The sequence below is a fragment of the Paenibacillus sp. ISL-20 genome (genome assembly GCF_018613005.1).
Taxonomy (GTDB): domain Bacteria; phylum Bacillota; class Bacilli; order Paenibacillales; family Paenibacillaceae; genus Paenibacillus_AQ.
In genome coordinates this window covers 97,561-109,689 of the sequence record NZ_JAGGRD010000037.1, presented here as the reverse complement: position 1 = coordinate 109,689, position 12,129 = coordinate 97,561, and the positions used below count along the sequence as shown (strand labels likewise).

Sequence of the window (12,129 nt, the reverse complement as noted above, 5' to 3'; positions counted from 1 at the left end):
TGAGGAACCGCACCTAAGTACCGAGCACTTTCTCTGCCTGGATCAGCCACAGCTACGGCAATATGTTCTTTAGATACGTCTAATCCAACATATTTTATGGTATCCTTCATAGTACAGACTCTCCTTTGCAATTTAGCTCTGATTTTGGTTTTGGTTTAGCTTCTACTACACCATTATCCCCAAAATTAACCTAAGATGTTGCAATTACGGGGAGTCTGTCTCGTTCATAATAAGCGATGGGAGGAACGATTCGTACACGGAGCGTCTCCTATCAGAAAGAGGGGAACTCCAGATCTAAGATCATTTGTGACATCTTCTTCTGTATGCCGAAAAAATCCGTAAACAAAATGTGACCAATCCACGTCCATAACTGTGTTAAGGGTAAAAGGAGGTCTAAAGGCGATGCAGATCGATTCGCTCCGGCCGGGCGGAGATATTACGGAAACCTATGAATTATATGGCGATATGCTTTTTAAAATAGCAATGGTGTACCTTGGGAACAAACAGGATGTCGAAGAAGCCATTCAGGAGACGTTCATTAAACTGATATATAAAGCACCTGACTTCAGGGACCAGGAGCATAAGAAAGCCTGGCTCATTCGGGTGATTACGAACCACTGCAAGAACATGCAAGGGAGCCTGTGGCGCAAGCGGGTAACCAAGATGGAGCATATGAATGATTATTTTGTCGAACCGTCGGAACGGACGCTAATGGACCACGTCATGAGTTTGCCGTTCAAGTATAAGTCGGTCATCCATCTGTTTTATTACGAGGATTATTCCGTTAAGGAAATCGCCGGGATCTTGCAGATTAACGAGTCTGCGGTCAAGATGCGTCTTCAGCGCGGCAGGAAGCTGCTGCGCATGGACTTGGAAGGAGAGGACGATTGATGAATCGGAATGACTACAAATCATTGATAGATCGAATAGAACCTGACAAAGGATTGGAGGAGCGGATCATGAAAGGATTGAAACAAAATCAGCGTCAAACGACAAGAAGGAATCGATGGGGTATGGTAGGCGTTAGCGCGGCCATCATGCTGGGGCTGGTGGTGGTGGCTTCGCTGGTATTGAATCTTGAGAACGAGCCAGCGGTTAGCGATATCCCGGTCACTCAACAAGGGACGGGGGAGAATACCCCGCCGACCGCGAAGGCCGGTCATGACCCGGTAACCATTCCGAAAATCGAGCTTCCGGGCGAGAGCAACGTCAAAGCCGACATGATCGGTTTGGTCGTGTACCAGGGCAATATCTACACCCAAACCGGTACGCAAATCACGCCGGAAATTGCCAAGCAGCTGCGGGGCGACAAGCTAGGTCGGTCGAAATCGGGGATAACGGAATGGAGCTCCTCCGATGATTACACGGAGCTTGCTTCGACGATCGGCGAAATGGACATCTTCACGGTTAAGGGATATGACGCCGATTTTAGAATTATGTCCTACATGGAGCGCGACGGGGAAGTCTACGCCGAATTGTATGAGCATCTGAACGGAATTACGGTGACCAAGGGCGAGGATATCATCGGCAAGCTGAATTTAATGGGGAACATGACTTCGGTTAAATGGCAGGATTTCGACAGCTGGAACATGGGCGAGAACAAGCTGCGCGAGCTTTCCGCCGATGCGGAGGTGCAAGCCTTCGTCGAAGCGTTATATGAAGCGAAGCCGATAGCGGCGGAACCTTTGTTTGAGCAAGGGATCTACGAGACCGGGTCGGGAGAGCAGAAGTTTCTGTATATCCAGCTGCAGGACGGGACGGAAGTTCAGTTAAGATTGTTTAAAGGCGGCCAATATGTAAGATATGCCAACGCGCCTGTGTTCTTTCAATTGGAGGCCGAGGCGTTCACCACGCTGTGGGAGCTGATGGAGGAGTAGGTCGTTATACTGTTCAACGCAACGAAAAGGTAATTTAAAAGGACTAAAGGCTATCCTAATCGGATGGCCTCTTTTCGTAGATTTAGGGTCGCTAATGGCGCCCCCTTTATCGCCTGGCGGTTCCTTGATTATTCACTTGCCGTTGATGAAGGGCGATTCGCTTTCACGAATGCACTCGGCGTCATTCCGAAATACCGGGTAAAGGCGCGGGAGAACGTAAACAAATCCGAATAGCCCAGGGATAAAGCGGTCTGCGTGATGCTGATGCCCTCGGCAGATAATAGGCGGGTCGCTTTCTCCATGATCAACTGTTGCATGTAGCGGGACGGAGAGATGCCGTATCGGCGGGTAAACGCTCGGGTCAAGTGACTGCGATGCACGCCGGCCCACGCGGCAAGCTCCTCCACGGACAGGTTCTCGGTACAGTGAAGCTGCATATACCCGGGGATGGTTTCGAGCCAGTCGGATGCAGCAGAAGAAGGAGATTGGTGCCGGTTCGAATTGATGCTGTGGATCAATTGGAATCCCAATGACATCAGCTGAAGGCTGTGGTCTAGCTGGGGCTCCCGGAGCAATCTCTGAATCTCCTTGATGATCGCCAGGGGATCGTCCCCGAAGGCGTTTTGTCGATAGGGCCGCTCCGGACATAAATCGACATGTTTTAATATGGGTGGCATCAACTCGCCCATAAAAGCCGTCCAGGTGATCGTGGTAGATGGCTGGTCGCAGTCCTTGACATAGGTATAGACCGAGCCGGGGAATAGGCAGAACACGTCACCTTCCGAGAGGGTGATGCTGCTGCCGTCCCATCCGAATCGCACCTTGCCGCTGGCAACGAAATGTATACTATAAAATTCGACGGACCGGGGACCGACTTGTTCGGTGAAAAAGGGGTGCGTACCGGATTTGTATATCCACAATCCCATTTTTGTCTCAAATGAAACCGGATTGTTAAAGTATTCTTCTCTGGATAGTCTGGGGTTCACTGTCACGCCTCCTCCTGCCAGCTGTTCCTGATCATTTTTCTTATTGCTGCTACTATGCAACATATTGTATAACGATTGCAAGGATTGAGCATTCCTTGTGGGCCTGTCAAAAGGTACGATGATGAGGAACAAGTCGAACATAGTAGAGGTGAATTAAGATATGAAACAACCGAATTTTATCGTCGTATATTGCGATGATCTAGGGTATGGGGACCTTGGGTGTTACGGTTCGGAAACCGTGAAAACCCCGCACCTGGACGGATTGGCTGATGAAGGCATTCGTTTTACGAATTGGTATTCCAACTCTCCGGTCTGCTCCCCGTCACGAGCCTCTTTATTGACAGGCAAGTATCCGGTCAGAGCGGGAGTCGGTGAAATCCTGGGGGCGAAGCGCGGTTCGCATGGCCTGCCTGCCGCCGAGGTGACGCTGGCGAAGGCGCTCAAACCCGCCGGGTACAGAACGGCATTGTATGGAAAATGGCATCTGGGTCTGTCAGAGGAAACCAGTCCGAACGCGCATGGGTTTGATGAGTTTTTCGGATTTAAGGCGGGCTGCGTCGATTTTTACTCGCATATTTTTTATTGGGGCCAAGCCCATGGCGTCAATCCCATTCATGATCTATGGGAAAACGAAACGGAGGTTTGGGAGAACGGCCGGTATATGACTGAACTGATTACGGAACGATCCGTTGATTTCATTAAGCGGTCTCGGGAGCAGGAGGCTCCGTTCTTCTTGTTTACGTCGTACAATGCGCCGCATTATCCGATGCATGCACCACAGGAATACATGGACCGGTTTGCGCATTTGCCTTGGGATCGGCAGGTCATGGCCGCCATGATTGCAGCGGTGGATGACGGCGTCGGGGAGATTGTGAAGGCACTGAAGGAAGCGGGTTGTTATGAGGATACGCTCATCTTTTTCTCCAGCGATAACGGACCGTCCTCCGAGAGCCGGAACTGGCTGGACGGGGCGGAAGACGTTTATTACGGCGGGAGCGCGGGGATCTTTCGCGGGCATAAAGCAAGTCTGTTTGAAGGCGGAATCCGCGAACCTGCCATACTGAGCTGGCCGAACGGATGGGAAGGCGGGCAAGTGGGTGATGAGGTGGCGGCCATGATGGATATCGTACCGACCTTTCTCGATCTGGCGGGTGTCGATCCGGCGGCGGGACCGCTTGAAGACGTTGCGCTGGATGGAAGCAGCCTGAAGGGGATGCTACGGATGGGCGAGCCGTCGCCGCATAAGCAATTGTTCTGGGAGTATCAAGGCCAATTGGCTGCCCGGGAAGGGAATTGGAAGCTGGTGCTGAACGGGAAACTCGATTTTGACCGCTTGGTTCCGGATCAGGTTCATCTGTCCGATCTGTCCAAGGATCCCGGGGAGCGCTCCAACCTGGCGGACCGTTACCCCGAGATTGTGGAACGGCTTAGCCGGGATGTGCGAGCGTGGTACGAGGAAGTACAAAGTAACGGATCATAAGCGTGGATTAGAGCGAATCATATACGCCTTAACGATTATGCAAAAAAGCCCCGGCAACCGGGGCTTTTTAATTTGGTGACAGGTATCAGCAGTTTCAGGCAGCTGGGAGCCTTAAAAAGGATTCAGCACATGGTAGAACACGTTCGGCGAAGCCATGCGATAATAATGGCTGCACCAGCCCACGCCTTTGTGGTTGTCGCGATTGGTCGTGCTGAACACCAGCCGTTCCTGCTCAAGCTCTTCAATGCTTGCCATCCGTCCCTCAATGTATTCTAGAATGCGGAACGATGCGCTATCCAGGCGGGTGATGACGCCGCCATAGCGGATGTCGATGACCTCCCAGCCGAAGGGCTTGAACATCCGGTGCCACTGCGTGCGGTGAGCAATGCGCAGCTCTTGAACGGCTTTGGAAATGGCAGGGAGCACGACTTTGGCCATATGTCTTAAGGTATCGGTGTCCTTGGCATCATAGGCGTGCTTCAGCAGAATGCCGATCTCGCTCTTGCGTTTGAGGACAGCGCTCAGCTTCTCCGGCATCTCGAACAGGTAGTCCAGCTCGGCGCTGTTATCGCGCTTCGCACGCAGGTTTTGCTCCAGCTCGGCATAGTGGTTCGAGAGGTCCAGGCCTTCGATCTGTTTGTCGAACATCCCGAGGAGCACGTCCTGATACAGCAAAAATTTCGACGGGTTGCTCTGCTTGGCGTTGTTCGGCTCCTGGCCGGGGATTTCGTCAAGGTTCTTCAGCAGGAGGAACGTATCCATATCGATGCCTGTACAGAATTTTACGCGCTCCGCCAATTGAGTCTGGGAAGGCTTCTGTTCTGAATAGGCATGCTCGGCATAGAGCTGCAGTCCAAGCAGGGCAGCGAATGGATTCCCTTCGTTGCCGTCATCGCCCCACATTGTGGCATATACCTCGCGAATTCCTTCCTGTTTACAGACTTGCAGCGCAACATCCGAAGCGTTCAGGGACAAACCGTAGTTGACGCCGAAGGTGTTGAAAATCCAGACAGCGCCTGCAAACACGAGGTTGCAGCCGAGCGGACGGTGATTGGCGATCAGCTTCTCATAGTCCTCCGACTCCATGTGGGTATAGTCCCAGTACACCATGTCCACGTCCTTCGGGATACGGCGGGCCATATTCTCCGGAATCGACGTTTCCTTATCGTAATACGCCGCATCGCCGCCTCCGCCGGAGGCGAGCTTCAGGAACATATCGCTCCACATCATCGGCTTCAGGCCGCGTTTTCGGACGGCAGCCAGAACCTTGTCCAGATGGGCGATCATGATGTCGAAACGGCTCACATAACCGTTGTGATCCAAATATTTTCCCCGTCCAAGCTCCTCCGCTTCGTCCATCCCGATATGAATCTTGTTGCTGCGGAACGGAGCGCTGGCAGCCTCGATCATCCGTTCAATCAGGGAATCGGTCTGCTCACTGCCGACGAGAAGGGCACCCTTCGTATCACGGTAATGCTTGATGGGCTCCCACTTCAGAAACTCCTCCAGGTGCGCCAAGGTTTGGATGCTTGGAAAAGCCTCGATGCCGAATTGGTCGGCATAATCGTCTATTTCTTTCAGTTCTGCTTGTGTATAGCGACCGCGCATATAACCGAAATACGGCTCGCCTTCGATCTGGTAGGTATCCTCCATGTATAACATCACGCTGTTCATTCCCATCAGGGCCATCTTGTTCAGCATGAGCTTGGAAGCTATCCACCGTAAGCACGGCATTGCGGGACAGGTCGAACATCGGACCGATTTGGTCAAATTGCTGATGTTCTTGTAGGTGGAACGAATCGCTTTTGCGGCTGTGCTGAACGAGCAAGCCCAGTCCCCGGAAAAATTGATGCTTCCTTCCGTAACGAATATAGGCATGATTTTGGTCCCTGCCGACCTGCAGATCGCCCTCCGACAAGTCTACCTCAACGGGGACTCCGCCCTCCCCAAGCTCTACGCCAAGCTCATCCAGCAGCAGCTGAATGCCAGGCATGACATCCGTAACAGCGCCCTCAAAACGAAATTTCATATGAAATCCCCCTGCATCCATGATTTTACGAACATTAAACATTATATCATTATAATGTTTAATGTTATGGGAATCGTTGCGGGAAATCAATCATTAGTTTGCGAAAGTATCCTTCCCATTCATCTTATTAGAAACGCTATATTTCTCGCTTAAGTGAGAACATTGGATAAATTCGGAGGATACAGTTTTTTTGCCAACTTGACAATTAAAGAAATTGAGGAAGTGAGTACATGGGATGCAGTCTCCACCATTTCACTTCCATCGGATACGGTGTCCGTCTATTAATTATGTTGAGAAGCCCGTACTACGCTGATTCTTTGGGAATTTGGCGAGGTATTGGTTTTTTTTGATTTTCGGAAATATAGGAGCGCAACATGTATCCGGTTCCTCTGACAGAGATAAATAAATCGGGGCATTCTTGGGAGGGTCCTAACTGGAGAGAGAGTCCCACTTGAGCCACAAAATAGTTCTTGAAAACAGGCCAAAATGTGGTTGACGGCAAGGAACCTCGATACTACAATAAAGAATGCAAACGTTTCCATTGTAATCGCTTTCATCTATCTTTGTTTCATTCTATATTTCGAACCATTTCTCTAACCATTGTCAGTAATTGTCGTACTTTACTTGATGGAAGCTCAGTTTCGTTTATGCAAGCGTTTGCACAATAATAGGCATCAAAAATAGCATCAACTGCACCTAATCCAAGAACAGAAGGAGGCTATTTGTTCATGAGAATGACTGTTTCAAGCAAACGAACGTGGTCGATAATCATTATTTTTTCGTTGATTTTCTCTATGCTTGGCATTCCGCCATCACCAGCCAATGCCAATAACGCGCCAAGCCAGGTTACGCTGGTGGGGACTCTGCAATCCGAACTAGGCCATAGCGGAGATTGGGACCCGACCGCCGCCGCGACAACCATGAAGGATATGGGGAACGGAGAATACATGTTTACCGGCAACTTGTCTGCGGGATCGTACGAATACAAGATTGCGATTGACGGTAAGTGGGACGAGAATTACGGTTCTGCCAATTATTCCAATCCAAGCGGAGCGAGCAAGGATGGCAACATTCTAATAACGCTCGCTCAGGACTCTCAGGTTACTTTTTATTATAATCACGAGAGCCACCGGATCGCGGATTCTACATACTACGCTCCGATCGAAGCGAATAAGCTTCCCCGAGTGATTGGCAGTTTCCAATCGGGTATCGGCGAAGCGGCCGACTGGTCACCCGCGGATGCGCGCTTGATCATGCAGGATTCCGATTATGACCATGTATACACGGTGACGGCCGATGTGTACGAGGGTGATCATGAGTATCAAATTGCTTTGGGTAACGATGCGGCAAGTCCGGTTTACCCCGCTAATCGGGAAGGGCTTCAACTGCCGAAAGACGTGAAGGTTACGTTCAGCTACAATGCGAACGATCATGGTGTTGCCGCTCATTTCACGGTGCCTGCAGATCCGGGAAAGCCGGTTCCCGCTAACCATCTGCGCGTCCATTACAAACGGGCAGAAGCGAATTACGGCAGCATCGGGCTATGGGTTTTTGATGACGTTGCAGCTCCGTCAGCCAACTGGCCGACAGGGGCAACGCCATTCCCTAGCGGTCAGGAGGACGGCTACGGTGCCTACGTCGACATTCCATTGAAGGATACTGCCCAAAAAGTCGGCATCGTCGTCGTGGATCGCGTCAGCGGCAACAAAGACGGTGGCGACAAAAAATTCACCATAGCATCGCCGGACATGAACGAAGTATGGCTCAAGGAAGGCTCTGATACGGTATACAGCTTTGAGCCTGTTGACCTGCCTGCGGATACCGTGCGCATCCACTATCAACGGCAGGATCAGAACTACGATCCGTACGGTTTATGGATATGGGGTGATGATGTCGCTGCGCCTTCGAAAGACTGGCCGACAGGAGCCACCATGTTCCCTCCAGGCCAAACCGACCGTTACGGCGCTTACGTGGACGTACTGATGAAGCCGGAGGCCCAGAAGATTAATTTCCTCGTGCTGGATCCGTCCAAGGGAGATGCCGGGAAAGACGGCGGCGACAAGGGTTTTACCCTGATAGACCGATACCAGCATTTGTTTATTAAAGAAGGCGACAATACCGTCTACACATCTCCGCATGGGGAGGTGCCTACGGGGTTAGTCTCGGCAGAGGTATTGGCTCCCGGAAAGCTCCAGCTCGGATTTACGATGACCGATGGCTTGGAAGCGGATACGCTGAAGAATGAGCTGCAGATCAAGGATAAGGACGACAACACGGTTACCATTCAAGACGTGAAGATTATCGGAAACACCACCATTGAAGTGTCGGCATTATTCCAGCTGGATCAGACTCCGCTTAAGGTAACCTACGCCGGAAAAACCGTATCGGCTTCGACCGGCTGGAGAATGCTGGATGAGATGTACGCGTACGACGGCGATGATCTCGGGGCGACCTATCAGGCTGGAGGAGCTGAGCTCAAGCTGTGGGCACCGACGGCAGCCGAGGTCATCGCGAATGTGTACAGCAAGGATGATGCAACGCAGTTGATCGGCAATGTAACCCTGCAAAAAGGCGATAAAGGGGTATGGTCGGTTCAATTGAAGCCGGGGGACCTCGGGATCCAAGATTTTAGAGGATACTTTTATCAATACGAAGTGACCAACGACGGCGTGACGAAGACCGTGCTTGATCCATATGCCAAATCGATGGCGCAATTCAGAGTGAACACCAAGGGTGAAGCAGGACCGGACGGCGATACCGTCGGCAAAGCGGCTATCGTCGACTTGAGTCAAACGGATCCCGCCGGCTTCGGTTTTGCGGACATTCCTGGTTATGAGCAGCGGGAAGACGCCATCATCTGGGAGATTCACGTCCGGGATTTCACCTCGGATCCAACGATCGAGAACGATCTGCATAACGCCACTTGGGGCTCCTACGATGCGTTCAAAGAGAAGCTTGAATACATCAAGTCGCTGGGCGTTACCCATGTTCAGCTGCTGCCTGTGATGGCTTGGTATTACGGGGACGAAGCTGCCATGAAGAACAGGGAGCTGGAATATTCGGCAAAAGATAATGAGTACAACTGGGGGTATGATCCGCACAGTTATTTCTCGCCTGACGGTGCTTACTCCGAGAATCCTACAGATCCGGAGCTTCGAATCAAGGAACTCAAGGCGATGATTAACGCCATCCACGAGGCGGACATGGGCGTCGTTCTGGACGTGGTGTACACCCATATGGCCAAGGCAGAATTCCTGAATGATATCGTGCCGAACTATTATGCCTTCCAGGACGCAAACGGCAATTTCATTGGCGGCTTCGGCAACAACCTGGCAACCAACCACAAGATGGCCGAGAAGCTGATGGTAGACTCCGTGAAATACTGGTTCGACGAATACAAAATCGACGGCATGCGCTGGGACATGATGGGCGATGCCACGTATGACGCCGTGCAGAACGCCTATGATGCCGCAGCCGCCATTAACCCGAACGCTCTGTTTATCGGCGAAGGCTGGGTCACCTTCGGCGGACATCTGTCGGATCCTTCCCTGGCAGGCAAGGGGGCAGACCAGAATTGGATGGATAAAACGGACGATGTCGGCGTCTTCTCGGATGAATTCCGCAACGAGCTGAAATCCGGCTTCGGTAATGAAGGCGAGCCTCGATTCATTACGGGCGGCGCACGCGATATCCAGACCATCTTCAACAATATCAAGGCACAGCCGAGCAACACGAAGGAAGACGACCCAGGTGACATCGTTCAATACATTGAAGCTCATGACAATCTGCCGCTGTACGACATCATTGCGCAGTCCATCAAGAAGGACCCTTCGATAGCAGCGAATGATAAGGAGATTCATAAACGCATTCGTCTGGGCAACCTGATTACTTTGACTTCGCAAGGAACGGCTTTCCTCCATGCAGGACAGGAATACGGGCGGACCAAGCAATGGCTGGGTCAGGGTGTGCCCGAGCAAAAATATCACGAATTAGAGGACGAGGCGGGGAACCGTTTCGGTTATTTCATCCACGACTCCTACGACTCCTCCGATGCCATCAACATGTTTGATTGGGAGAAAGCAACGGATGAGACCAAATATCTGGAAAACAACAAGACGCGGGAATATACGACCGGACTGATCGAGTTAAGAAAATCGTCAGACGCTTTCCGCCTGGGCGATCAGTCCATGGTGAATTCGAATGTGACACTGCTGCAGATCCCCGAGGTGAAAGCGCAGGATCTGGTTATTGCTTATAAAAATAAAGCCACGGACGGAACCGGCACTTATTATGTATTCGTTAATGCCGATAACCAGTCGAGACCGTTGACGCTTAGCGAGGATCTGACCTCCGGCACGGTGGTGGTTGATAACGACGAAGCAGGCACGACAGGCGTTAAGGCGAAGTCCGGATTTACGTTAACCTCCGGCTCGATTACGCTTGAGCCTCTAACGGCCGTTGTAATTAAAATGAAAGCTAAGATCGATGACGGCGGCAATGGAAGCAACCCTGGCAGTGGAAACGGAAACGGAAACGAAAACGGAAGCGGAAACGGAGGCGAGGGAGCAGGCGGCAATCCGTCGACCGATCCGGGAACGAAGCCAAATCAGGGTCAGCGGATCGTCAACGAAGAATCGCTGCGCGGCGGGCAAGAGAAAGTGACGATTCAGCTCGGTGCCGAGGATATCGAAGTTCTCTTGCCGCTGACAGCAGGGGACATCCTGGGAGCGAAGCCGTTGGAGCTGAAGAAGGACGGCGTGGTTGTACAGCTTCCGTCCGAGCTGCTAAAAGCGCTGCAGCAGCTTGCACCAGCCGATCAGGCTAAGGATGCGGTCATCTCGTTTAAGATGGAGGACGTTGGATCGCAAACAGCTGCCTCTCTTATAGCCAAAGCAGCTGCTTCCGAGAAGGCTAAATTGAAGCAGGGCAGCAAGCTGTATGATTTCCAGCTTTCCGTCCGCACGAAAGACGGCAAGGCATATAAGCTGGAGCGTTTCATAGCACCCGTAACGCTTGGTTTTACAGTCGACAGCGCCATTCACGGCAAGCTGGCCGGCATCTACCACATCTCGGATTGGGGACAATTGAAATATGCTGGCGGCAAGCCAGTAAACGGGCAGCTGACGGCTGAAGTCAGCCATTTCAGCTACTATGCCGTGCTGGAATATGACAAATCGTTTGTCGACCTTGCCGGCCATTGGGCGGAGCACGCAGTAAAAGAGCTTGCTGCCAAACAGGTGGTGAATGGCACCAGCGATACGCAGTTTAGCCCGAGCCATCAGCTGACTCGTGCACATTTTGCCGTGATGCTCGTTCGTTCCCTGGGCTTTGAAAGCACGCAAGGTACGACATTCAAGGATGTGGACGGCGATGCATGGTATGCTTCCGCGATTGCGGCGGCTTACCAGCACGGGCTGGTGAGCGGCAGAGGCAAGGACACCTTCGCACCGAACGCGGCCATCACCCGCGAGGAGCTGGCTGTGATGCTTTATCGTGCTTACCAGACCAAAGGGGACGCTTCTTCTTTAGCGGAAACACCGGACCTGAAGGATAAGCAGCAAATTTCTCCATGGGCAGTCCAAGAGGTGAATGAAGCCTTGTCCCTTGGCTTGATGAAGGGGCATGCCAATGGCACGTTCACGCCTAAGGCGATGACCACCCGGGTAGAAAGCGCGCAAGCCATGCTGAATTTGCTGGACCGACTACAGTAATTCCGTCAATCCGGTCGATTCGCGTACGCCGCTATGGGGTCAGCGG

Annotated in this window: 5 protein-coding genes and 1 pseudogene; 4 read left to right on the top strand and 2 right to left on the bottom strand. The window is 52.0% G+C overall.

Annotation, left to right across the window (positions count from 1 at the left end):
• Window positions 1-402 precede the first annotated feature (402 nt).
• On the top strand, window positions 403-891 hold the full coding sequence (locus tag J7E85_RS22760) for an RNA polymerase sigma factor (RefSeq protein WP_012818562.1): 489 nt from the start codon (window positions 403-405) through the stop codon (window positions 889-891).
• Window positions 892-959: 68 nt separating this feature from the next.
• A complete protein-coding gene (locus tag J7E85_RS22755) occupies window positions 960-1,877 on the top strand; it encodes a hypothetical protein (protein ID WP_251035959.1) in 918 nt (305 codons plus the stop codon).
• A gap of 128 nt (window positions 1,878-2,005) precedes the next feature.
• Here the strand turns inward: J7E85_RS22755 and J7E85_RS22750 are convergent, their stop codons facing one another.
• Window positions 2,006-2,863, bottom strand: coding sequence for a helix-turn-helix domain-containing protein (locus J7E85_RS22750; RefSeq protein WP_353049550.1), 858 nt, complete (start codon window positions 2,861-2,863; stop codon window positions 2,006-2,008).
• Between the two features lie 160 nt (window positions 2,864-3,023).
• Here J7E85_RS22750 and J7E85_RS22745 point away from each other — a divergent pair, with 160 nt between their 5' ends.
• Complete coding sequence (locus J7E85_RS22745) at window positions 3,024-4,343, top strand: sulfatase-like hydrolase/transferase (RefSeq protein WP_215161778.1); 1,320 nt, start codon at window positions 3,024-3,026, stop codon at window positions 4,341-4,343.
• A 111-nt stretch (window positions 4,344-4,454) separates the two neighbouring features.
• On the opposite strand, the pseudogene J7E85_RS22740 reads toward J7E85_RS22745, so the two are convergent.
• Window positions 4,455-6,372 (bottom strand): annotated as a pseudogene (locus tag J7E85_RS22740) (family 20 glycosylhydrolase).
• Window positions 6,373-7,100: 728 nt separating this feature from the next.
• Between J7E85_RS22740 and J7E85_RS22735 the strand changes: the two are divergent.
• Complete coding sequence (locus J7E85_RS22735; RefSeq protein ID WP_215161776.1) at window positions 7,101-12,083, top strand: pullulanase; 4,983 nt, start codon at window positions 7,101-7,103, stop codon at window positions 12,081-12,083.
• The last annotated feature ends 46 nt before the right edge of the window (window positions 12,084-12,129 follow it).

Bases quoted from the DNA above. Each gene is read 5' to 3' on its own strand.
- J7E85_RS22760 (WP_012818562.1), top strand. From the start codon at position 403: ATGCAGATCGATTCGCTCCGGCCGGGCGGAGATATTACGGAAACCTAT.
- J7E85_RS22755 (WP_251035959.1), top strand. From the start codon at position 960: ATGAAAGGATTGAAACAAAATCAGCGTCAAACGACAAGAAGGAATCGA.
- J7E85_RS22745 (WP_215161778.1), top strand. From the start codon at position 3,024: ATGAAACAACCGAATTTTATCGTCGTATATTGCGATGATCTAGGGTAT.
- J7E85_RS22735 (WP_215161776.1), top strand. From the start codon at position 7,101: ATGAGAATGACTGTTTCAAGCAAACGAACGTGGTCGATAATCATTATT.